The organism is Bradyrhizobium sp. B120 (assembly GCF_049075665.1).
Taxonomy (GTDB): domain Bacteria; phylum Pseudomonadota; class Alphaproteobacteria; order Rhizobiales; family Xanthobacteraceae; genus Bradyrhizobium.
In genome coordinates this window covers 7,223,345-7,246,078 of sequence record NZ_CP185242.1, presented here as the reverse complement: position 1 = coordinate 7,246,078, position 22,734 = coordinate 7,223,345, and the positions used below count along the sequence as shown (strand labels likewise).

Sequence of the window (22,734 nt, the reverse complement as noted above, 5' to 3'; positions counted from 1 at the left end):
CAGGCAGGATTGGACCGAGATGCGGCACAGTCGTGGTTCTAAACGCGCAATCTGCACGATTGCGCATTTTGTCCGGCGGTGTTGCCCGGATTCAACAGAGGGCGGAACCGGCGACGAACAGCGGCTGCAACTCAGCCGCGATCACGGCGCCGTCTCAACTGTCGCAGCGTGACCTACGCATCGCCATCCGGATGCACCATCAGGGTTTCCTGGATCGAGGTCGCGAGCATCGCCCCATCGCGGTCATGGACGCGGGCGATCGACAGCCCGCGGCCGCCGTCGGCGCATGGGCTCTCGGTTTCGACATGCATCCAGGCGTCGGGCGAGAATGCACGATGAAACCAGATGCAATGGTTGAGGCTCGACAGATAGAGCGGCGCGCGCGCTTGCAGGTCGCGGAGATGGCCGCCGACGCTGGAGAAGTTGAGCCACCAATCCGAGAGATAGGCGAACACCGCGGCCTGGGCGCGGGAACCGGCGGCCAGTGGCTGCCGGCATCTGATCCAGAAGCGCAGGCGCGGCTCTGCCGTCGCGGCCGAGAGCTGACGTTCAATCTCGGGGATGCGGAAATCCATGCTGGGTTTGATGTGCTGCGAATAGGGACCGAGCGGCCGCAACTGCGCCATCAGCTCATCGGGGATCATGCTCAGATCGGGCAGGCTTTCGGGATCTTCCGGCGGCGCAAACGGCACCGCGTGCCGCGGGCCCGGCTGGGCTGCGCAGAACGTGGCCTGCGCGCTCAGCACGGTACGGCCGTCCCCCTGGCTGCCTACAACGTGGCGGGAGGAGAAGCGTTTGCCGTCCTGCAGAACCTGCGCGTCAAAGGTGATGCGCCGGGCGGGATCGGCGCCGCGCAGAAACAGGAGCTGGAGCATCGCCGCCGGGCGATCTTCGGGCGCGCTGAGCGTTGCTGCCATCATCGCCTGGCCGAGGATCTGGCCGCCGTAAGAGCGCCCGTTGAGATTGCCGTCGCCGAACCGGCTGCGATATCGGAGCGGCGCGATGGTCTCGAGCGAGACCAGCGCCTCGGCTGCCTTGTCGTCCCACGGATCGCACGCGGTATCGGTGCCCTCCGCGGCGTGGATGTCCTGCCCGTCCATTACATCGCCGGGAATTTCTGCGGTCCCGGATAGAGCGGATAGCCGGCGGCGACGCCATATTCGCTGATGCCGAATCCGGTCTCGTTGCCGCTTTCGAGCCGGACGACATGGTCCGACAGCGTGCGTGCGACGGCGCGCGTTGCCGCGTCGTCGAGGTTCCAGATGTCGTGGGCTGCATGGTTCTCGCCGCGGTCGTCGCCATGGGTCCAGCCCTGCAGGCCGCCATACATGCCGGCCTTCAGATAAAATCGGATCGGCAACCCACGCATTCTGACATGACGAGGTTCGCCGCGCTCGAAGACGAAGGTGAAGTCGGCCACCGCGATGGTCTGGCCGAGCGGATCGTCGGCCCATTCGATCTTGTGTTCGACCGAGGTCACCTCGCGATGCGAAACCGATCCGTCGGCTTCGCGGCGGAACTCGGTGCCCGAGAGGTAATGCGGCTTGCCCGGCGTGCGCTCCTTGATGAAGATCGACAGCGCCGACTGCGGAAACTGGAACATCGACCAGGTCCAGAAGAAATTGCGATGGGTCGCGACCGGCGGCCTGGTTTCGTCGGTGCGCATCTCGGAGCGCAGGCCCCAGGAGCGGTCGCGCTGTCCCCACCACAGTTCCGGCCCGATATCGTAGCGCTTGCCGTCGGCGACGATCCAGCCGCGCCAACGGCCGAATTGCGAGACGCGCGCGAGGTCTTCCTCGACGACGCCGTTGCGCTCGCGAAAATTCTGCTTCTCCTGTGCCGCCGGAAAGCTTGCCTTGAATTCGAGTGCAAAGCTGATTCCGGATGGGTTCTCAGCAAGTGAAAGCCGATGCAGGCCCATGCCCTCGACGATTTCGATCCTGAGCCCGCCGACTTCGGTCTCCAGCGGGCGGGTCCCGAGCCGGCGCGAGGCACGGAAATTGTGCTGGCGGCGGCCGATCGTGATGCCGGCAAATCCATCCATCACGTTGCGGTTCGGGTAATAGCCGAGCCCGATATCGATCAGCAGCTCGCGGCCATCGATCGGATGCGCCGTGTACCAGTAGCGCTCAGTGAACCTGATATCGCCGCCGCCGGCCTTGGCAAACGGCTGCGGCGTCTGATGGCCGATGAGATCGTCCTGGGCTGTCAGCATTGTTCTTGTCCTTAGGTTTGAGCCGGTTCGGTCAATCGGATGCGCGGCGCGGGATCAGTCCTTGGCCGGGCCCGCGCCCACGATGTCGCCGAACAGCACCCAGGTCTTGCCGTCGAAGCGGGCGAAGCGGCGTTCGGTGATCGCCGCGTAATCCTGCGGCGTGGTCTGGATCGTGATACCCGGAAGCAGCATCGGCAACTCGATGCCGCTGAGGTTGGTGGCCTGCTTCAGCACGTTCTCCCGCGTGAGATTGTCGCCGCAGCGCTGCAGGATGATCGCCCCGAGCTGCGCCGTGGTGTAGCCGGTGACCGCGATCACGTCGTTCGGGTCCATCCCCGGCATGTATTTCGCGGCGAAGGCGAGATAATCGGCCATGCCCTTGTCGTTGGCCCAAGCCGGATCATTCGGCGTCTTGTAGGATGTCGTGGTCAGGATGCCGGTCGCGGCCTCGATCCCCGCTGGCACCAGCACGCCGGCGATCGAATTCGCGGTCGAGCCGAGGAAGATCAGCGGCTTCCAGCCGAGCTCGTGGATCTTGCGGATCGCCATCGAAGCGAATTTGTTCTGCGCGGCGATCAGGATGGTGTCGGCTCCGGATGCCTTCAGATTCACGATCTGCGAGTCGATCGTGGGCTCGGTCGACTGATACATCGCCTCCTTGACGATCATCGTGTCGGCTTTCGCGCCGAGCCCTTCCTTCAGGCCAAGGACAAAATCCTTGCCGATGTCGTCGGCCTGCAGCAGCACGCCGATTTTGGCGTCGGGCTTCTCGCGCAGCACGTAGCGCGCGATGATCCGGGATTCGTTGACGTAGGTCGGCGAGTAGGGCGTCGTCCAGGGGAACTGCTTGGGATCGTTCCAGCGGGTGCCGCCGCTCTGCACGAGGAGCTGCGGAACGCCGTTGCTGTTGAGGTATTTCTGGATCGCGGCGTTGGTCGGCGTGCCGAACGGCGCCATGATCGCGAGCACCTTGTCGTTCTCGACCAGCGCGCGCGTCACCTCGACGGTTTTTGGCGGGCTATAGGCGTCGTCGCGGGTTACGAAATTGATGTGGCGGCCGTTGATGCCGCCTGTCTCGTTCAGCATCGTGAAATAGGCCAGCATGGTCTTCGGGAAGCTTGCATAGATCGACGCCGGTCCGCTGTAGGGCGCATTGGCGCCGAGCAGGATCTCGGTGTCGCTGACCCCGGGACCATAGGCCTTCTGGGCGTTCGCTGTTCCGAGCGCGCCGGTGAGCGCGAACGCCCACACGGCAAGCGTTGTGATTGGCTTCCGCATCTTCCCCTCCCATGACGCCCTCTTTTGCGGGGCTGGTTGATCCCTGCGGCGGTGCCTTCAAGGGCTTTACCCGTCGCGCTGGCTGTGTAATAATAGACCGTCTGTCCGGATTATCAACTGAAATCTCCGGGCGGCGTATCGGGTTCACGCATGACGGAAACATCCGCAGGCGCGCGCGGCCGCATGGCGGTGAGGAGGAAACATGAAGCTGACGCAGGCGCTCATCTCGGCGGTGCAGTTGCGCAAGGATGCGCCCGGCACCATCCACGCGGGACGGTCGCGAAGCTGGAAGGAGATCGGCCGGCGCGTCGCCTGTGCCGCGGGTGGACTGCGGCGGCTCGGCGTCGAGGCCGGCGATCGCGTTGCGATCCTCGCGCACAACAGCGACCTCTACATCGAGGCGCTCTATGCCATCGCCTGGGCCGGTGCGGTCGCGGTGCCGCTCAACACCCGCTGGGCGGTCGCCGAGAATGCCTATGCGATCGACGATTCCACGCCAAAACTGCTGCTGGTCGACAAGGCCTTTGCCGAGATCGCGTCAGGCCTGCGTGGCGCGAAATCAATCACCGCGATGGTCTATCTGGACGAGGGACAGGTTCCCGACGGCATGCAGGGCTATGACGAGCTTGTTGCGCATGCGCCGATCGAGGATGCATCCGGCGCCTACAACGATCTCGCAGGCATCTTCTACACCGGCGGCACCACCGGCTTCCCCAAGGGCGTGATGTTGTCGCATGCCAACATCATCTATGAATCGCTGGTCTGGATCTATGCGCTGCGGTTCCGCGAAGACACGCGGTATCTGCACTCGGCCGGCATGTTCCATCTGGCCGGCACCTCGCCGATGATCGCGCTCACGCTGGTGGGCGGCACGCATGTTACCATCCCGAAATTCGAACCTGAGCTCGCGATGCGGACCATCGCCGAGCACAGGGTGGATTACTGCCTGTTCGTGCCGACCATGCTCAACATGATGCTCAATCATCCGTCCTTCGGCACGTATGATCTGAGCAGCGTCAGGGATTGCGAATATGGCGCCTCGCCGATGCCGGATGCGCTGCTGGTCAAGCTGATGCGGGTGCTGCCGAGCTGGCGCTTTCACCAGGGCTACGGCATGACCGAGAGCGCGGCGCTGGCGACGATCCTGCCCTGGGAGTACCACGCGCTGGAAGGGCCGCTGGCGGGCAAGCGCAAATCGGCAGGGCGGGCGGCGCCGGGCGTCGAAGTCCGCATTATCGATCTCGCGGGCAACGAGGTGCCGCGCGGCACCGTCGGCGAGATCGCGATCCGCGGCGCCGGCGTGATGCTCGGATACTGGCGCAAGCCGGAAGAGAGCGCGCGGGTGCTGCGCAACGGCTGGCTGCACACCGGCGACGGCGCCTGGATGGACGAGGACGGCTTTGTCTATATCGTCGATCGCCTCAAGGACATGATCGTCTCCGGCGGCGAGAACGTCTATTCCGGCGAGGTGGAGAACGCCATCTTCCAGCACGAACAGGTCAGGGAATGCGCCGTCATCGCGGTGCCCGATCCGCAATGGGGCGAAGCGGTACACGCCATTGTCGTGCCGAAGGACGGCGCACGGCTCGATTCCGACATGGTGATCGCGCATTGCCGCACCCTGATCGCGGGTTACAAATGCCCGCGCTCGGTCGACATTCGCCTCGAGCCGCTGCCGCTGACCGGCTCCGGCAAGATCATGAAGTCGGCGCTGCGCGAGGAGAAGTGGCAGGGCTATACGAGGTCGGTCAATTGATGCAGGACGCTGCCAAACGATCCGATGATGCGCCGGCCGCGCCGGAGCCTGTTCGTCCGATCACAGTTAATGACGATGCAGTGCGCGCTGCGCTCGCGCAGCATCTGTCGCGGATCTCAGGGAGCCGGACGGAGATCATGAGCTTCGGCCGCAAATCGTCCGGCTTCTCCTGGATCACCTATGCTTTTGTGGCCCGCTCCGCTGAAGGGGATCGCAAGCTGATCCTGCGCGTCGGTCCGCCGAACGGGCTGTTTGCGCCTTACTCGGTGCTGCCGCAGGTCCATGCGTTGCAGTCGCTGGCCGGCAGCGGCGTGCCGGTTCCGGCGCTGGTGTCATCAGAACAGCACGGCGCCGAGATCGGCTTTCCTTTCTTCATCTGCGCGCATGTCGAGGGCGACGTTCCCGCACCCTGGGCGGCCAGCGAGATCGATTCGGACCACAAGCGCGCGATCGCCCGGCAGTTCGTCGAGATCCTGGCGTCGCTGCACCGGATCGACGCGGGCAGAACGCCGTTCGCATCGCTGCAACAGGGCGGTCAACGCGCCGAAGTTCGCGCGATCGCCGGCTGGCGCGCGTCGCTGGCGCGTCCGACGGCGCGCTATTATCCGCTGCTCGATTGGGGCGGACGCTGGCTTGAGGATAACTGCCTGCAGCCGCCATGCCGCACCATCGTTCATGGCGACTACCGGATCGGGAACTTCATCGAACAGAGTGGCCGGATCGTTGCCATCCTCGATTGGGAGCTCACTCACCTCGGCGATCCCCATGAGGATCTGGCCTGGGCGATGATGCCGACCTTCAACGCCAGGAGCCGCAAGCTCTATGGCGTGCTCGAGCGCGCGGAGGTGATCGATCTCTATCAACGCGCCTCCGGCATTGCGGTCTCGGACAAGAGCCTCGCCTTCTACGAGGCCTACGCGCTGTATCAGGCGGCGGCGATCCAGATGTGCGCGGTGCGCGCCTTCGAGGTCGATCGCTTCAACGACATGCGGCTTGCCGTGATGGCAAGCCAGATGCCCTCGATCGTGCGGGCCTTCGAGCGCGCATTGGAGGCCGCGGCATGAGTGCATCCTTCGAGCGGTTGATCGACGGCATCATCGATGCCCTGCAAAGCCATGTCGTACCGAACAGCAACGACGATTTCGTCCGCGGTCAGGTGTTCTCCGCGATCTACGCGCTGAACGGGCTGAAGCTCGCGGCCGACTGGAAGGCCGGGCCGCTGCTGGAGCAGGTGCGGCTGCAGGACGATACTTTTGCTGCGGTCAAACGGATGGCGGATGGCGCTGCGCATCCGGAGATTCCGGCGACGCCGCGCCTCCCGAGCGACTTGTCCGACGCTGCCGCGATCGAGGCGTTGCGCGACGATGGCGACCGGCGGCTGGGGCAGCTTCTGCTCTGGGCGAGCGGTGCGGACGCGCGCGCAGCCAATCGTGATCTTGCGACCGGGATCGAGCAGCTGCTGCGCCGGGCGATCTGCGACCAGCTCAAGATCGAACTCGCGACGACGCCGAAGTCGATGCTGCAGCAGATCGCAGGCGGCGATGGCGGCGCGGCGTAGGGCTGAGGCAGTCACGCAGCGGTCCACCGGGGATTGCATGGTTGCGCGTTACTCTGGAACTTAGCCGCGGTGTTTGCAAAGAAGCTTGCCGGCCGGCGGCGCACGTGCTATTCATTGACCGAACGGTCGTTCGGATTATTATTGACGACCGGTGAAAGCATCCGCGGCAAGCGGCCGGCGAGGGAGACGGAGCGATGAACATGATGACCGGCGTCTCGCCATGGGAGCGGCTGATCCGGCCCGACCGGGTGCACGGATCGCTCTACACCGATCCTGAGATCTTCGAGGCCGAGCTCAAGAACATCTGGTACCGGACCTGGGTCTATGTCGGACACGAGAGCGAGGTGCCGAACGCCAACGACTATGTCGTCAAGTCGATCGGCCCGCAATCCGTGATCATGACGCGCGACGAGCAGGGCAAGGTCAATCTGCTGCTCAACCGCTGCTCGCATCGCGGCAATCAAGTCTGTTCCTTTGAGCGCGGCAATGCGCGCTCGTTCACCTGTCCGTTCCACTCCTGGACCTTCGCCAATGACGGCCGGCTGGTCGGCTACGCCTTCCCTGATGGTTACGAAGGACAGGATAAGTCGCAGCTGGCGCTCGGGCGGGTGACGCGCGTCGAGTCCTACCGCGGCTTCGTGTTCGGCTCGTTCGCGGCCGATGGCCCGACCCTGAAGGAGCATCTCGGCGGCGCCGCCGAGACCATCGATCGACTGGTGCGCACTTCGCCCGAGGGCGAGGTCGAGATCACCGCGGGCTTCCTCAAGCATCGCGTGAAAGCGAACTGGAAGTTCATCCTGGAGAATGAGTGCGACGGCTATCACCCGGCCTTCGTCCACACCTCGATCTTCGGCGTCGCCGACAGCATGATCGGCAAGCTCTATGGCGGCGCATCGACCGCGCTGACTCGCGATTACGGCAACGGCCATACCGAGATCGATTTGCGGCCCGAGTTCCGCAAGCGCGAAGCGCCGATGAGCTGGTTCGGCACCAGCGAGGAACGGCTGCCGGACTACACCGCGCGCATGAAGGCCACCTATGGCGACACCGCAGCGCGCGAGATCATGATCGACGGCACGCCGCATGTGATGATCTTTCCGAACCTGTTCATCGCCGAGATCCAGATGTTCGTGATCCAGCCGCTCGGTGTCGACGACAGCGTGCAGCACGTCACGGCGCTGCAATTCAAGGGCGCGCCAGATCTGAACCGCAGGTTGCGCCAGCAGACCATGGGCTCGGTCGGCCCGGCCGGGTTCCTGCTGGCGGATGATTCCGAGATGTATGAGCGCTGCCACCGCGGTGTGCAGGCGCGCAATCCGGAATGGATCTTCCTCGGCCGCGGCGAGAAGCGCCAGCGGCAGGATGAGCTCGGCTTCACGGTCGGCCACGTCACCGACGAGGTGCCGTCGCGCGGCATCTGGACCCACTACCGCAAGCTGATGGAGCCTAACTGATGCTGTCGCGCGAGAGCAGCGCCACATTGATGAGCGCCATCACCGCATTCCTCTATCGCGAGGCGCGGTTGCAGGACGAGCATCAATACGAGGCCTGGGAGAAGCTGTGGACCGACGACGGCGTCTATTGGGTGCCGGCCAACGGCGCCGACATCGACCCGGAGCGGCAGATGTCGATCATCTATGACAACCGCTCGCGGATCGCGCTGCGGGTTCGGCAGTTGATGACCGGCAAGCACTTCACCCAGACGCCGCAGTCGAACCTGCGCCGGTTGATCTCCAACATCGAGTTGATGGACGAGCAGCCGGACGATGGCGACATCGCTGTCGCCAGCAACAGCCTGATTTTCGAGTCGAGTCTGCGCGACGACACGCTGTGGGCGGCGCGCAATGAATACCGGCTGCGCCATGTCGATGGTGAACTGCGGATGGCCAGCAAGAAGGTCATCCTCGTCAACAACGACAAGGCGATCTACACGCTGTCATTCCTGGTCTAGGGAAGGTTTTGCCATGATCGACAAGGGCCCCGTCCTGCTCGACATCACCGACGGCATCGCGCGGCTGCGGCTCAACCGGCCGGACGCGGCCAACGGCATGAGCGCTGAGCTGTTGAGTGCGTTGTGCGACGCCATCATGGTCTGCCACGGCCATCCGGATTTGCGCGTCGTGCTGTTGAGCGGCGAGGGCACCAATTTCTGCGCGGGTGGCGATGTCCGCGCCTTTGCCTCCACGGGCGAGAAGCTGCCCGATTATATCCGCCAGGCGACCGCGTATCTGCAGAATGCGGTGACCGGATTGCTGCGGCTGGAGGCGCCGGTGATCGCCTCGGTGCAGGGCTTTGCGGCGGGCGGCGGCGGCTTCGGCCTGGTCTGCGCCTCCGACATCGTGATCGCGGCGGAATCGGCCAAATTCCTCGCCGGTGCGACGCGGGTGGCGATGGCGCCGGATGCCGGTGTCTCCGTGACGCTGTCGCGGCTGGTCGGCTTGCGACGCGCGATGTCGATCCTGCTGACCAACCCGGTAATCCCGGCTGCCGAAGCCCTGCAGATGGGCATCGTCACCAAGGTCGTGCCCGATGCCGAACTCGCCGATGCATCGCTCGCGCTGGCGCGCGAACTCGCGGCCGGTGCGCCGAAAGCGCTGGCGGCGACCAAGCGGCTGGTCTGGGCCGGCACCGGCACCAGCATCGAGCAATGCCTGTCGGAAGAGGCGCGCACCGTGGCCGAGCTCTCGGGCATGGCCGATGCGCGCGAAGGGCTTGCTGCCGTGATCGAGCGGCGCAAACCCGTCTTCACGGGGCGCTGACGTGGCGACGTTGCCATTCGGACGTCTCGATGGCCGCCGCGCCTTCGTCTCCGGCGGCGCGCGCGGCATTGGGGCTGCGATCGTGCGCAGCTTTGCCGGCGCGGGCGCCAGGGTCGTGATCGCGGATCTCGACGTCGCGGCAGCATCCGAACTTGCGCGCGAGACCGGCGCCGGCGTAGCCGGGCTCGACGTCAGCGATGCCACCGCCGTAAAGGCCGTGATGGCGCAGGACGGCCCGTTCGACATCGTCGTCAACAATGCCGGCGTCGATCAGCACGCTTTCTTCACCGACACCACGGCAGAGGATTGGGCCCGCCTGATCGCGGTCAATCTCACCTCGGTGCTCGCTTGTACGCACGCCGCGCTGCCGGCGATGCAGGCGGCGCGGTTCGGCCGCATCATCAATGTCACCTCGGAGGCGGCGCGGCTCGGCTCCAAGGGCGGCGCGGTCTATTCTGCGGCCAAGGGCGGTGTGATCTCCTTCACCAGGAGTATCGCGCGCGAGAATGCACGCTTTGGCATTACCGCGAACGCGATCGCGCCGGGACCGATCCGCACGCCGATGCTGGAGCAGGCGGTGGCAAAGGGCGGCGACAAGATCCTGCAGGCGATGACCGGCGCGACGCTGCTCGGCCGGCTCGGTGAGCCGGAGGAGGTTGCGGCCGCCGCGCTGTTCCTGGCTTCCGACCAGGCCGCCTACATCACCGGCGAGACGCTCGGCGTGTCCGGCGGGATGGGTATCGGCGGCTGAGATGGCCAGCACAAGCGGCGATATCGCCATCACGCCGGTCGATCGCGCGATCGAGCGCCTGCGTGCGATCTATCGCGGCTGGACCCGCGAGACGTCGGTGGCACAGATGCGAAGCGACTGGGATGACGCCTTTGCGGGCTGCTCGGTGCCAGTGACCTGCCAGCCGGTTTCCGCCGGTGGCGTCGACGGCGAATGGCTGGTGCCGTCCGGCTCACCGCGCGACAAGGCGATCCTCTATTTTCACGGCGGCGGCTTTCGCATCGGCTCGGTGGCCTCGCATCGCGGCCTGGCCGCGCGGATTGCCGACGCATCCGGCTGCCGCGTGCTCTCGGTCAATTATCGCCTTGCGCCGGAGCATCGTTTCCCCGCCGCGCTCGATGATGCACTGACGGCTTATCGGTATCTGCGCGATCTGGAACTGCGTCCGGCCGATATTACCTTCGCCGGGGACTCCGCTGGCGGCAATCTCGTACTCGTTGCGATGCTGGCGGCGCGGGAGCGCGGCTTGCCTCTTCCGGCGGCCGGCGCGCTGATGTCGCCTTGGACCGATCTCACGGCTTCCGGCGCGAGTTATGAGAGCAGGGCCGAGGCCGATCCGATCCACCAGCGCGCGATGATCCTGGCGCTCGCCAAGAACTATCTCGGCAAGGACGGCGATGTCAGCGATCCGCTGGTCTCGCCGCTTTATGCCGATCTCACCGGCCTGCCGCCGCTTCTGGTTCAGGTCGGGGACCGCGAAACCGTCCGCGACGATTCAGTGAACCTTGCTGCGCGCGCCAAGACTGCCGGCGGCGACGTCGAACTCCAGGTCTGGGACGGCATGATCCACGTCTTCCAGATGTTCCCCGAGATTCCGCAGGCGCGAGAGGCAATCGCATCGCTCGCAGTTTTTCTGCGCAACCATCTTCACATCGGCCATGAGAGGGCGCCACAATGAACGTCATGACCTCGGATCCGCGCCAGCTCTCTGAGACCGCATTCCATTTCCCGGAGCCGCCCAACCTGCCCGAGGAGCTGCGCATGCTGCGTGAGCAGGTGCGCCGCTTCGTGGAGAAGGAAGTGGTGCCGCATGCCGAGGCGTGGGAGCGCGACGGCAAGATTCCGCGCGAGATCTATCGCCGCATGGGCGCGCTCGGCTTCCTCGGCATGCGCCATGCGGCCGAATATGGCGGCACCGACATGGGGCCGCTGGCCTCGATGGTATTCGCCGAGGAGCTCGGACGCTCGAGCTTCGGCGGCTTCACCTCGTCGATCCTGGTGCATACCGACATGTCGGCGGTGCACATCAGCCTGCGCGGCACGCCGGAGCAGAAGCAGAAATACCTGCCTGCGATTATCCGCGGCGAGACGGTCTGTTCGATCGCGGTGACCGAGCCCGATGCCGGCTCCGACGTCGCGGGCCTGAAGACGCGTGCGCGGCGCGACGGCGGTCATTGGGTGATCAACGGCGCCAAGATGTTCATCACCAACGCGGTCTATGGCGACATCCTGATCGTCGCGGCGCGCACCGATCCGCACGCCAAGGGCAGCCGCGGCATCTCGCTGTTCATCGTCGAGCGCAACACGCCGGGCATCACGGCAACCAAGCTCGACAAGCATGGCTGGCTCTGCTCGGACACCGCCGAGATATCGCTCCAGGACGTGCGCGTCCCCGCTGAGAACCTGCTCGGCGAGGAGAACAAGGGTTTCTATGGCATCATGGAGACCTTCCAGAACGAGCGCATCTGCATCGGCGGCATCTGCGCCGGCGAGTCCGCCAAGGCGATCGAGCTGACGACGAACTATGTGAAGACGCGGCAGGCGTTCGGCGGCCCGCTCTGGAACCAGCAGGGCGTGCGGCTGAAGCTTGCCCAACTCGCCGCGAAGGCGGCAGCGGCGCGAGCGCTGGCCTATCAGGCCGCCGAGCTTGCGGCGGCGGGGCAGGAGTGTTTGCGCGAGGTCTCGATGGTGAAAGCATTGTCGCCGGAGGTGCTGCACGAAGTCGTGCATGGCTGCCTGCAATTGCACGGCGGCTCAGGCTTCATGCGCGGCACCCCGATCGAACGCATGGTGCGCGACGCCCGCGTGCTGACGATCGGCGGCGGCGCCACCGAGGTGATGCTGGAAGAGGTGGCGAAGCGGATGTGAGGGGTGCCGGCGCGACCTCTATCGCATCTGCCGCCGAGCGCCGGTTTCGCTATGGCCCAAATCCGAGCAAACTGCCGCGTTGTCGGTTCAGTTCACCGTGTCCTTATGGAGGGCCGCTGCGATCTTCTCGAGGATAGCATTCGTTCGTTGGGTTTCCGCGACCTGTTGCTCGCAAAGCTCGATGGCTGTGAGCCCAGAGGCGGAGCGTTGGCGATTCAAGCGAACAATCAGAATATATGCGCCGATGAGCATGACGAACGGCCACCACGAGAGCAAAACCGATATCCAATCGCCATGCATTTGAACGTCTCCACCTTGCGGCCGTGCGGCGCTTCAGGAATGCCGTCCAAATTTTAACAAACGAACCTTCGCACAACGATAAATGTATGAAATCCATGCACCGTTACGTTGCGTGTGGTCGGAGCAAATGCTTTAGCCGATAGGCTTGCCCTGGCCGACCGTCTGCGCCGCGATCCCCGGCTTCAGCCGCCAGTCCTCGCCGAAATCCGCCAGCGGATGGAAGAACAACGGCTCGGTGGTTTCGAGCCGCCGCAGCCGTTCGGCATAGTCGTCGAGATAGCGATGCCGTGTCGCCTCGTCGACGAAGTTCACCGAATACGACACGAAGGGTGGCAGCACCTTGCAGCCGGCATAGGCCAGGGTGCCGTTCTGGATCGGCCACAGCACCACGTCGAGCGCGCCGACCAGCCCGTCGGGTGCGCACATTCCGGGATAGGCGGCGGTCGAGGTCACGACCATGGCGCGGCGGCCGGCGAGGCCACCGGTGTCGTAGCGGCGGCCGGCGCCATAGACCGCGCCGTTGACGAACACGCGGTCGATCCAGCCCTTCATGATGGCGGGAACGGAGAACCACCACAGCGGAAACTGCAGGATCAGGAGGTCGCACCACAGCAGCTTCTCGATCTCGGCGGCGATGTCGCCGCTGAGCGCCCCATGTTGCAGATTGTACTTCTGCTCGCGGTCATATTGCAGCCGGTCGGGGAACCGCCGCGCGCCAAAGTCCTCAGCCGTCGCGACCGGGTTGAAGCGCATGGCGTAGAGATCGGAGATCCTGACCGTATGCCCCAGCGCGGTCAGCTCCGCCACCGACCGGGCCAGCAGCGCAGCATTGAACGACTGCGCCTCCTGATGAGCAAAGACGATCAGGACCTTCATCTCTTCACCTCACCGATTTGAAGCTCAGCGTCGCCGCGGCGGCGCTCTGCTCCCTCTCCCGCTTGCGGGGGAGGGCTGGGGTGGGGGTATCTCCGCATGAGACACTCTTTGCGTGGGGAGAGCCCCCACCCGTATCGCATCTCCGATGCGATACGACCTCCCCCGCAAGCGGGAGAGGTGGAATGAGTTTGCGGAAGCAGCTCACTGCACCGGCTTGAAGCTGAGCGTCGCCGTATCGGCCTGCATGATCTGCAGTTTCTGGTTCGAGAAGCGGACGCCGGCGCCGAAGCTGATCGGCGCCATCACGCCTGTCTCGACATCCTTGGTCTTCTCCAGCTCCGAGATCGTGCAGGCCCAGGTCGGTTGCTTGCCGCAACGCTCGATCGCCGCGATCAGCACCTTCGCGGCGGCATAGCCGGTCATGGTGTAGCGGTTGATGCCCTTGAATTCGGCTTCCGACACCAGCGGCTTGGCCTTCTCGAGGAACGCCTTGCCGGCCGCGCCGGCGAACGGTTCGACGTAGTCGACCGCGTAGATGCCGTCACCTGCCGGACCCATCAGCTTCAGCACCGGTTCGATGCGGCCGGGCCAGAAGATGCCGGTCACCGGCTTGATGCCGAGCTTCTCGAGCTCCTTCATCATTGCGATATTCTCGCCGATGATGCCGCCCGCGAGGAACACCTCGGCGCCGGAATCCTTCAGCTGCAGCATGTCGGACGAGAAGTCCTGCTGGCCCTTCTTGTAGTTGCCGCTGTAGACCACGTTCAGCTTCTTGGCCTTGACGACGGTATCGAAGCCGTCGCGCACGGTGATGCCGTAGTCGTCGTCCTGGGTGATCAGGCCCCATTTCTTGCCGGAGTTCTTGTCGGCCAGGAAGTTGACGAGGTGGATGATGCCTTCCTCGTAGGATTGGCCGACCACGAACACGTTCTTGCGCGGCGGCTCCCACAGGAATTTGACCGGCGCGACGTCGATCACGGTCGGGATACCGGATTTCTCCAGCACCGGCATGACCGCGATCGACTGGCCCGAGCCGGAGATCCCGATCATCGCGAACACCTTGTCGACGTCGATCACCTTCTTGACGCCCTGGATGGTGCGCGCGGTGACGTAGCCGTCATCCTCCAGCACGTATTTGATCTTGCGGCCGCTGATGCCGCCGGCGGCGTTGGCCTCGGCGATCGCGATCTTGTGGCCGATCGAGGCCGCGACGCCGAGCAGCGCCGGCGGCCCGGTCAGGGGCTCGACGTCGCCGATCAGGATCTCGGTGTCGGTGATACCGGGGTCGGCGGCAGCAGCGGGGTCGATGGCAAGGCAGGCCGTGGAAAGCAGCAGCGAGGCCGCCACCAGACGTCTGATCATGGTCTCCTCCTCATGGTGTTGTGTCTTTTTTTGGTTAGTAGCGCAGCGGCCAGTGCACCCAGGTCCGCTTGATGTCGTGCCAGGCACCGACCAGTCCGCGCGGCTGGAAGCGCAGGAACAGGATGATGACAAGGCCGTAGAGCATGCTCTTCAGCTCCTGCGCGCCGGTCGTGAAGGTCGCGTCCATCTGTGCGCTGAACAGGCTAAAGAGGAGCCTGGTCGCCTCCGGCAGCAGCACGATCAGGATGGTGCCGAGCACGGCGCCGAGCGCGGAGCCCAGCCCGCCGACGATCAGGATCGCCAGCGCCTCGATCGAGAGCAGGAACGGAAAGCCCTCGACGCTGACAAAGGAGAGATAGATGCCATAGAGCGCGCCGGCGATGCCGGTGATGAAGGCCGAGGTGACGAAGGCGAACAGCTTGTAGGCATGCAGGTTGATCCCCATGACGCGTGCCGCGGTGTCGTTGTCGCGAATCGCGACGAAGGCGCGGCCGACCCGGCTGCGGCGGATGTTGAGGGTGGCGAATAGCGTCAAGGTTACGAAGGCGAGGCAGAGATAGGTGAAGGCCGCATCGCTGTCGAAGCTGATGCCGAGGATCTCCGGCCGTTGCACCTGGATGCCGCGCGCGCCGTTGGTCAGCCAGCGCATCTCCAGGATTACGGTGTTGATGATGAAGGAGAAGGCGAGCGTTGTGATCGCAAGGTAGAGCCCCTTCAGCCGCAGCGACGGCGCGCCGACGATCAGGCTCGCCAGCGCCGGCACCACGCCGGCGCCGAGGAAGCCGACCAGCGGCGGCATGTGATATCGGGACACCAGTACCGCATAGGCATAGGCGCCGGTGACGAGGAAGCCGACATGGCCGAGCGAGATCAGGCCGGTGTAGCCGGTCAGGATGTTGAGCCCGAGCGCGCCGGTCATTGTGATCAGGATGATCATCAGGAACGACAACGCGTAGGAATTCAGCAGGTGGGGCGCTGCGATCAGTGCCAGCAACAGCACGGCCGACCAGAGCCACACCGGCGGGGAATCGACCAGCGCGACCAGTTCGCTATAGCTCTGTTTGTAATCGCCGGTGCGCATCAGACCCTCTCGATGTCGCGTTCGCCGAAGATGCCGAACGGGCGGACCATCAGCACGACAATGATCATGGCAAAGCCCGCGACCTCCTTCATGCCGGAGCCGAGATAGCCGCCGGCGAGGTTTTCGGTGATGCCGATCAGGAGACCGCCGAGGCCGGAGCCGAGCACGGCGTCAAGCCCGCCGAGGATCGTGGCCGGAAACGCCTTCAGCCCGAGCTGGAACATCGCCGGCGACAGATCGTAGGACAGCGCGAAGAATACGCCGCCGATGCCGGCGATCACGGATGACGCGGCCCACGCCAGCGCGTGAACCTTGGTGGCGCTGATGCCCATCAAGAGCGCGGTGCGGTCGTCGGCCGCGACCGCGCGCATCGCGACACCGACCTTGCTGTAGCGGAAGAATGCCCAGATCGCCGCGAGTAACGCCAGCAGCGTGACGATGACGGCGATCTGCCCGGTGCGCACGCCGATGCCGCCGAGATGCACGATGCCCCGGCCCATGCCGATATCGAGCCCGTGCGGGTAGGCGTCCCAGATGAAATTGATGGCCGAGCGCAGGATCACGGCGAGCCCGATCGTGACCATCACGGTCGCAAACACCGGCTCGCCCAGCATCGGCCGCATCACCAGGCGCTCGATGACGAGGCCGAGCACGACCGCCGCCAGGATGGCGCCCAGCGCGACGACGAACACATTGCCGCTGACCGTGGTCGAGATGGTCCAGGCGATGTAGGCCGTGATCATGGTCATCTCGCCCTGCGCGAAATTGACCAGCCCGGTGGACTTGTAGATCACCGCAAAGCCCATCGCGATCAGGCCGTAGATCGCGCCGATCGCGAGCCCGGAGATCAGAAGCTGGATGAGATACTGCATTCAGGCCTCCGCCTGGTAGATGATGGCGAGTTCGCGCGCGAACTTCTTCTCGATCATGGCGCGGCGCACCTTCTGCGTGGCGGTCAGCTCGCCGTCGTCGTGGTCGAGCTCCTTCTCGAGGATGGCGAAGCGGCGGATATTCTCGACCCGGGCGAAGCGCTTGTTGGTCTCGCCCACGATGCGCTCGACCAGCTCGTGCACCTCAGGCAGCCGCGACAGCGACTTGTAGTTTGTGTAGGCGAGCGCCCGGTCGCGCGCCCAGCGACCGACATTGTCGTAATCGACCTGGACGATGGCGCCGAGATACTTTTTGGCCTCGCCGACCACGATCGCTTCCTTGATGAATTCGGAGTCCTTCAGCGCGTTCTCGATCTCCGACGGGGCGATGTTCTTGCCGCCGGCGGTGATGATGATCGCCTTCTTGCGGTCGACCACGGCGATCTCGCCATTGTCGAGGATGTCGATGATGTCGCCGGTGCGCAGCCAGCCGCCCTGTTCGAGCGAAGCCGTCGAGGCCTTCTCGTCGAGGAAGTAACCCTTGAAGACGCCGGGGTTGCGCAGCAGGATCTCACCGTCGGCATCGCACTTCCATTCGGTCTGAGGCAGGGGGATGCCGCAACCGCCGATCCGGTGATGGCCCTCGGTCTGGATGAAGGCGACGCCGCCGCTTTCGGTGAGGCCGTAGCCCTGCGACACCGGGCGGCCGATGATGTCGAAGAAGCGCAGCGTCTCCGGCGAGATCGAGGCGCCGGCGCACAGCCGGTGCCGGCTGTAAGCGAAGCCGAGGTGGCGCTGCAAATTGCGGAACATCAGGAGATAGAGCAGCCCGTAGGCGACGCGATCGAGCAAGCCTTCCTTGCCGGCCTGCCGGCGATCGGACAGCGTGCGGCCCCAGGCGAGGCAGGCCCTGGTGAAGGTCTGCCGCAGCCGGCCGCTCTCGCCGAGCCTGAACAGAAAGCCCTGTTGCAGTTTCTCGTAGATGCGGGGCACGCCGACAAAAAACGTCGGCGCGATCTCGCGGATATTGATCGCGACCGTGTCGATCGATTCGGCGAAGGAGACCGTGCCGCCGAGTACGAGATGCGTCACCGTGCCGTAGCAGCGCTCGGCGACGTGGCACAACGGCAGATAGCTCACCGCTTCGAACGGCTTGTCCGCGATGCCGACGGTCTTGGCGTAAGCATAGGCTGCGTAGACGAGATTGCGGTGGGTCAGCATCGCGCCTTTGGGCGGGCCCGTCGTGCCCGACGTATAGACCAGGATGCAGACATCGTCGGGCGCGCCCTGGCCGATCAGGCGATCGAGGCTGGCGTTGGCTTCCGGGTTCGCCTCGGCGTAGGCCTTGCCGCGCTCGCACAAGGCGGCGAACGACGTCAGCTCCGGCTGGCGGTAGTGCCGCAGGCCCTTCATGTCGATGCAGACGATGGCTTCCAGATCCGGGAGGCCGCCATTGTTGGCCATCGCGTCGAGCACCTTGTCGGTCTGCTCCTGATCGCCGGTGACGACGATGCGGGCGCCGGAATGCTTGACGATATATTGCAGCTCGACCCAGGGATTGGTCGGATAGATGCCGACCGCGACCGCGCCGATCATCTGGGCGCCGAGATCGGCGTAAAACCATTCCGGCGTGTTCTCGCCGGCGATGGCGACGCGGTCGCCCGGCTTGATGCCGAGCGCGAGCAGGCCGAGCGCGACCGCGCGCGCGGTCTCGTAATAGTGCCGCCAGGAGTGGGGATTCCAGATGCCGTAGTCCTTCTCGCGCAGCGCCAGCGCCTCGCCATGCATGGCGGCGCGTTGCCGCAGCAATTGCGGGATGGTGATGGCGGCATCCGCAAGCGCCGCCTGCAGCGCGTCGGCGCCTGCCGCGGGTGCGCTGTGCGCGGCGTTGGCCCGCAGCGGCGGATGAGCGGTGCGCAGGCTGTCCATCGTCGACATCACGCGCCCGCCTTCATCGCTTCGGCGCGCTGGCCGCCGAGATAGGCCTCCGCGACCGCGGGGTCGCGCCTGATCTCGTCGGGCGTGCCTTCGGCGATCTTGCGCCCGAAATTCAGCACATGGATGCGGTCGGAAATGTCCATCACGATGCGCATCTCGTGCTCGATCATCACGACGGTGATGCCGAGCTCGTCGCGGATGTCGAGCACGAAGCGCGCGATATCCTCGGTCTCCTCCTGGTTCATACCGGAGACCATCTCGTCGAGCAGCAGCAATTTCGGCTCGCAGGCGAGCGCGCGGGCGAGCTCGACGCGCTTCTGCTGGCCGTAAGACAGCGTGCCGACCACGGCGTCCCTGATATGCTCGATCTCGAGGAACTCGATGATGTGCTCGACGCGCTGCCGGGCCGCGATCTCCTCCTTGCGGGTGCGGCCGAAGAACACCACGGCGTCGAGCACGGTCGAGCGCAGATGGGTGTGGCGGCCGGTCAGGATGTTCTCGACCACGGTGCCGTGCTTGAACAGCGCCAGATTCTGGAAGGTGCGGCCGATGCCGACGGCGGCGAATTTCCACGGCGAGATGGTCGAAAGGTCGATGCCGTCGAAGGTGATCCGGCCACCGCTCGGCCGCAGCACGCCCGAGATCATGTTGAACAACGTGGTCTTGCCGGCGCCGTTCGGGCCGATCACGCTGCAGATCTCCCCGGGCGAGACCTCAAGGCTGACATCGGCGACCGCCTGCAAGCCGCCGAAGCGTTTTGAGAGGTTCTCGATCGCCAGCAGCGCGGTCACGACAGCCACCGCTTGCGGCGCTTGTAATGTTTGACGTCGCGCAGGCTCTTGCGGCCGGTGGAGGAGACGCCGAGGTAGAATTCCTGGACGTCCTCGTTGGCGGTGAGCCTCGCGGCCGTGCCGTCGAGCACGACGCGGCCGGTCTCCAGGATGTAGCCGTAATCGGCGATATCGAGCGCGCGCTGCGCGTTCTGTTCGACCAGCAGCACGGTCATCTTCAGCTCGTCGCGCAGGCGGACGATCACCTCGTAGATGCGGTCGATGATCAGCGGCGCGAGGCCGAGCGACGGCTCGTCGAGCGCCAGCAGCACCGGATCGGTCATCAGCGCGCGGCCGATCGCGAGCATCTGTTGCTCGCCGCCGGACATGTAGCCGGCGATCTGGTCGCGCCGCTCGTAGAGCCGCGGAAACAGCGCAAACACCTTGTCGCGGCGCTCACGCGCCTCGGCGCCGGTCCTGGTGTAGCCGCCCATCTGCAAATTCTCGTCGATGGTCAGCGCCGCGAACACGCGGCGGCCTTCCGGTACCTGCACGATGCCGCGGCGCACCAGTTCATCTGGCGCGAGGTGATGCACCTCGTCATTGCGGAAGCGGATGCTGCCGTTCTCGATCACGCCTTCCTCGGTATAGAGGATGCCGGACATCGCTTTGAGTAATGTCGACTTGCCGGCGCCGTTGGAGCCGAGCAGGGCGACGATGTTGCCTTTGGGCACTGCGATCGAGACATCGCGGATCGCCTCGATCGCATTGTCGTAGACGATCCGGATATTGCGGAATTCGAGCAGGCACTCCGGCGCCGGCGCGGCCTGGGGCGCTGCCTGCGCCGTCGGATGCGGGATGGTCGTCGGCATCGCGCTCAGACCCGGCCGACCGATCGGCGTGGGCGCGCGGCGAAGATCGCATCGGTCACGATCTTGGCGGTCTCGGCGCAAGCCTGGGTGCCGCCATTGCCGTACTGCTTCACCGCATCGCCGACGCACCACAGGCCCTCGATGCCGGTCTCGCGCGGCAGGTCGTAACCGGCGCAGCTGCGTTGTGCCGGCCAGTCGTCGCGCATCACCCGGATCGACAGGATCTTTGCCTGGTCGAAATTGGCGAACTGCTCGCGAAGATCCTCGAGCGCGAGCGCGACCTCGGCATCGGAGTCGAAATCGCCGAGCGCCGGCACCGGAACGGCGTAGGCGACGTAAAGGTGCCAGCCGGGCGGCGCGAGCTCGGGACAGGTGGCGGAGAGGTTCGCCATGTTGCAGAGCCGGCGCGTCTTGCCGAAGGTGACGATGCCGGGATGGTTGATCAGCGGCTCGCGGCTCGCGAAATTGATCACGATATTGGCGGCCGGGCGAAGGTCGTTCTTCACCTTGGCGATATAATCGGCCGGGAAGGCCTCGCTGCCGGCGAGCGCGACGGTGGCCTTCGGTCCGGCGTTGCTGATGACGAGGTCGGTGTCGATCCGTACCTTCTCGCCGTTCCTGAGCACGGTGACGCCTTCGACGCGGCCGTTGGCGGTGTGGATCGTGGTCGCCGGCGTGCCGAGCCAGATGTCGCCGTTGCGCCGGATCGCGCCGCCCAGACTGTTCCAGACGCCGATCGTGCCCTGCGGGCAGAAGCCGAACTTCTTGAAAGCGCCCTTGCTGGTGAAATAGGTGAGGAAGGCGCGGGCCGGCAGCTCGGCGGCGTTGCAGGCGAAGATCGCCGCGCAGAGATTGCGGAACAGCGCGTGCACCGTGGCGTTGCTGGTGTAGCCCTTCAGCCAGTCCTCGGTCGATTGCCGCCCGTCGGGAAGGTTGCCGGAGCGGGCATCGGCGAATTTCTCCAGGATGCGCGAGGCCTGTTTCGTGAGCTGCCCGAGCAGCAGCGACCAGCCGCCGCGGCCGACATCGATCACCTTGCCGTCGATGAAGAACGAGCTCGCCGGCTCCGGCGCGCGGATATCGAGCGGCGCGCCGACGGTGTGGAAGGTCTCCTCGAACACGCCGCCGAACTCGATCGCGATCGCGCCGATATTGACCTTGAAGCCGTCGATCTCCTCGGTCGAGGCGCGCCCGCCGAGCCGGTCCTTGTCATCGACGACGAGCGTATGCAGCCCGCCATGGGCAAGACGCGCCGCGGCGCACAGCCCGCCCGCGCCGGCTCCGATCACGACAGCATCGACCTTATGAAAATCCACGCGCAGCCTCCCTCGATGCCGCCGGGTTGGTTCCGGCGTGCGCAATCTGCTTGCTTGATGGCAGGCACTCTAATATAATCCGACCGGTCGTTCAAATTATTTTTTGACGCAGGTCGCGCGTCGTGGCGAGCGATGGAAGAGTTCTGGTGGATGGCGCCCGCAAAGGGGAGGAGGGCGTGGAACGGCAGTAGTATAGAGAGACGGGTGTCGTCCGATTCCGGCGGCGCCGATGGTGTACGAGAGAAACGGGTATGGCGCGGACGCGCTCAGAAAATTACGACGAGATCCAGCGGGGCATCCTCACCACCGCCTGCGGCCTGTTCGCGCGGCAGGGCTACATGCGCGCCTCGATCGCCGACCTTGCGGATGCCTGCAAGCTGTCGCGCGGCGCGCTGTATCATTATTTCGACTCGAAGGAAGCGATCCTGTTCGCGATCCTCGATGCGCATATCCGCGAGATGATCGCCGATGTCGAGACCGCGATGGCGGGCAAGACGGCGACGCTGGAGCAGTTCCGCGCCGCGATCCAGGCCATCGTCGCGCTGAATGCGCGCTCCAGCGACGAGCAGCGCGTGATCCTCAACGACCTCTCGTTCCTCGGCGAGACCGAGCAGGATGCGATCAAGGCGCTGGAGCGCCAGCTGGTCGATACGGTCTCGGATCTCCTCGTCAAGCTCGACAAGGAAGGCAAGATCGTCAAGCGGACCAAGAAGATCTACAGCATGATGCTGTTCGGGATCCTGAACTTCAGCCACACCTGGTACGACCCGAAGGGCGGCGTCGATCCCAGCGAGTTCGCCGACATGGTGGTGGACCTGTTCCTGTACGGCTTCACCATGCCGGTGCCCGCCAAGGACGCCGCGCGGCCGCTGCGCCAGCGCGCGTGAGCTGGCGCGTCTTCGAGCG

At 65.2% G+C, this 22,734-nt stretch carries 22 protein-coding genes; 10 read left to right on the top strand and 12 right to left on the bottom strand.

Annotated elements, in window-relative coordinates; all coding sequences use genetic code 11:
- Window positions 1-173 precede the first annotated feature (173 nt).
- Genes ACOIX3_RS33665 through ACOIX3_RS33655 form a run of 3 tightly spaced genes read right to left on the bottom strand, consistent with a single transcriptional unit; the run spans window position 174 to window position 3,493 of the window.
- On the bottom strand, window positions 174-1,100 hold the full coding sequence (locus ACOIX3_RS33665; protein ID WP_420966352.1) for an acyl-CoA thioesterase: 927 nt from the start codon (window positions 1,098-1,100) through the stop codon (window positions 174-176).
- Window positions 1,100-2,215 carry a hypothetical protein gene (locus ACOIX3_RS33660; RefSeq protein WP_420966351.1) on the bottom strand — a complete coding sequence of 372 codons (1,116 nt, stop codon included), beginning with the start codon at window positions 2,213-2,215 and terminating at the stop codon, window positions 1,100-1,102. Before ACOIX3_RS33660 ends, ACOIX3_RS33665 begins: the two co-directional genes overlap by 1 nt.
- Window positions 2,216-2,269: 54 nt before the next feature.
- Complete coding sequence (locus ACOIX3_RS33655) at window positions 2,270-3,493, bottom strand: ABC transporter substrate-binding protein (RefSeq protein ID WP_420966350.1); 1,224 nt, start codon at window positions 3,491-3,493, stop codon at window positions 2,270-2,272.
- Window positions 3,494-3,695: 202 nt separating this feature from the next.
- Here ACOIX3_RS33655 and ACOIX3_RS33650 point away from each other — a divergent pair, with 202 nt between their 5' ends.
- From ACOIX3_RS33650 to ACOIX3_RS33610, 9 genes are all read left to right on the top strand, one after another.
- Complete coding sequence (locus ACOIX3_RS33650; protein ID WP_420966349.1) at window positions 3,696-5,249, top strand: acyl-CoA synthetase; 1,554 nt, start codon at window positions 3,696-3,698, stop codon at window positions 5,247-5,249.
- Between the two features lie 80 nt (window positions 5,250-5,329).
- Complete coding sequence (locus ACOIX3_RS33645) at window positions 5,330-6,313, top strand: phosphotransferase family protein (RefSeq protein WP_420966348.1); 984 nt, start codon at window positions 5,330-5,332, stop codon at window positions 6,311-6,313.
- Window positions 6,310-6,807: a hypothetical protein gene (locus tag ACOIX3_RS33640; protein WP_420966347.1), complete on the top strand. Its 498-nt coding sequence runs from the start codon at window positions 6,310-6,312 to the stop codon at window positions 6,805-6,807. Before ACOIX3_RS33645 ends, ACOIX3_RS33640 begins: the two co-directional genes overlap by 4 nt.
- A gap of 194 nt (window positions 6,808-7,001) precedes the next feature.
- Window positions 7,002-8,261 (top strand): aromatic ring-hydroxylating oxygenase subunit alpha, encoded by a 1,260-nt coding sequence (locus tag ACOIX3_RS33635; protein WP_420966346.1) that lies wholly within the window; start codon window positions 7,002-7,004, stop codon window positions 8,259-8,261.
- Window positions 8,261-8,758, top strand: a complete 498-nt coding sequence (locus tag ACOIX3_RS33630) for an aromatic-ring-hydroxylating dioxygenase subunit beta (RefSeq protein ID WP_157340290.1) — start codon at window positions 8,261-8,263, stop codon at window positions 8,756-8,758. The genes ACOIX3_RS33635 and ACOIX3_RS33630 overlap by 1 nt, the downstream gene beginning before the upstream one ends.
- A 13-nt stretch (window positions 8,759-8,771) precedes the next feature.
- Window positions 8,772-9,566 (top strand): enoyl-CoA hydratase/isomerase family protein, encoded by a 795-nt coding sequence (locus ACOIX3_RS33625; RefSeq protein WP_420966345.1) that lies wholly within the window; start codon window positions 8,772-8,774, stop codon window positions 9,564-9,566.
- 1 nt (window position 9,567) lies between these two features.
- Window positions 9,568-10,317, top strand: coding sequence for an SDR family NAD(P)-dependent oxidoreductase (locus ACOIX3_RS33620; RefSeq protein WP_420966344.1), 750 nt, complete (start codon window positions 9,568-9,570; stop codon window positions 10,315-10,317).
- A 1-nt stretch (window position 10,318) separates the two neighbouring features.
- Window positions 10,319-11,254, top strand: coding sequence for an alpha/beta hydrolase (locus ACOIX3_RS33615; RefSeq protein ID WP_420966343.1), 936 nt, complete (start codon window positions 10,319-10,321; stop codon window positions 11,252-11,254).
- Window positions 11,251-12,444 (top strand): acyl-CoA dehydrogenase family protein, encoded by a 1,194-nt coding sequence (locus ACOIX3_RS33610; protein WP_420966342.1) that lies wholly within the window; start codon window positions 11,251-11,253, stop codon window positions 12,442-12,444. Before ACOIX3_RS33615 ends, ACOIX3_RS33610 begins: the two co-directional genes overlap by 4 nt.
- Window positions 12,445-12,531: 87 nt before the next feature.
- Here ACOIX3_RS33610 and ACOIX3_RS33605 read toward each other — a convergent pair whose 3' ends face one another.
- The 9 genes from ACOIX3_RS33605 to ACOIX3_RS33565 form a co-directional block, all read right to left on the bottom strand.
- Window positions 12,532-12,744 carry a hypothetical protein gene (locus ACOIX3_RS33605; RefSeq protein ID WP_420966341.1) on the bottom strand — a complete coding sequence of 71 codons (213 nt, stop codon included), beginning with the start codon at window positions 12,742-12,744 and terminating at the stop codon, window positions 12,532-12,534.
- A 132-nt stretch (window positions 12,745-12,876) separates the two neighbouring features.
- The gene (locus ACOIX3_RS33600) at window positions 12,877-13,620 is read right to left on the bottom strand and encodes an NAD(P)H-dependent oxidoreductase (protein WP_420966340.1); all 744 of its coding nucleotides are present in this window, start codon (window positions 13,618-13,620) and stop codon (window positions 12,877-12,879) included.
- A gap of 201 nt (window positions 13,621-13,821) precedes the next feature.
- A complete protein-coding gene (locus ACOIX3_RS33595) occupies window positions 13,822-14,982 on the bottom strand; it encodes an ABC transporter substrate-binding protein (protein WP_420966339.1) in 1,161 nt (386 codons plus the stop codon).
- Window positions 14,983-15,016: 34 nt separating this feature from the next.
- Complete coding sequence (locus tag ACOIX3_RS33590) at window positions 15,017-16,063, bottom strand: branched-chain amino acid ABC transporter permease (protein WP_420966338.1); 1,047 nt, start codon at window positions 16,061-16,063, stop codon at window positions 15,017-15,019.
- Window positions 16,063-16,935, bottom strand: a complete 873-nt coding sequence (locus tag ACOIX3_RS33585) for a branched-chain amino acid ABC transporter permease (RefSeq protein WP_420966336.1) — start codon at window positions 16,933-16,935, stop codon at window positions 16,063-16,065. The genes ACOIX3_RS33590 and ACOIX3_RS33585 overlap by 1 nt, the downstream gene beginning before the upstream one ends.
- Window positions 16,936-18,870 carry an AMP-dependent synthetase/ligase gene (locus ACOIX3_RS33580; protein ID WP_420966334.1) on the bottom strand — a complete coding sequence of 645 codons (1,935 nt, stop codon included), beginning with the start codon at window positions 18,868-18,870 and terminating at the stop codon, window positions 16,936-16,938.
- A complete protein-coding gene (locus tag ACOIX3_RS33575; protein ID WP_420966332.1) occupies window positions 18,870-19,661 on the bottom strand; it encodes an ABC transporter ATP-binding protein in 792 nt (263 codons plus the stop codon). Before ACOIX3_RS33575 ends, ACOIX3_RS33580 begins: the two co-directional genes overlap by 1 nt.
- Entirely contained in the window at window positions 19,658-20,512 is an 855-nt protein-coding gene (locus tag ACOIX3_RS33570; protein WP_420966330.1) for an ABC transporter ATP-binding protein, read from the bottom strand. The genes ACOIX3_RS33575 and ACOIX3_RS33570 overlap by 4 nt, the downstream gene beginning before the upstream one ends.
- A gap of 5 nt (window positions 20,513-20,517) precedes the next feature.
- Window positions 20,518-21,828: a phytoene desaturase family protein gene (locus tag ACOIX3_RS33565; protein ID WP_420966328.1), complete on the bottom strand. Its 1,311-nt coding sequence runs from the start codon at window positions 21,826-21,828 to the stop codon at window positions 20,518-20,520.
- Window positions 21,829-22,079: 251 nt separating this feature from the next.
- On the opposite strand from ACOIX3_RS33565, the gene ACOIX3_RS33560 reads away from it, so the two are divergent.
- Entirely contained in the window at window positions 22,080-22,715 is a 636-nt protein-coding gene (locus ACOIX3_RS33560; RefSeq protein ID WP_420966326.1) for a TetR/AcrR family transcriptional regulator, read from the top strand.
- Window positions 22,716-22,734: the final 19 nt, after the last annotated feature.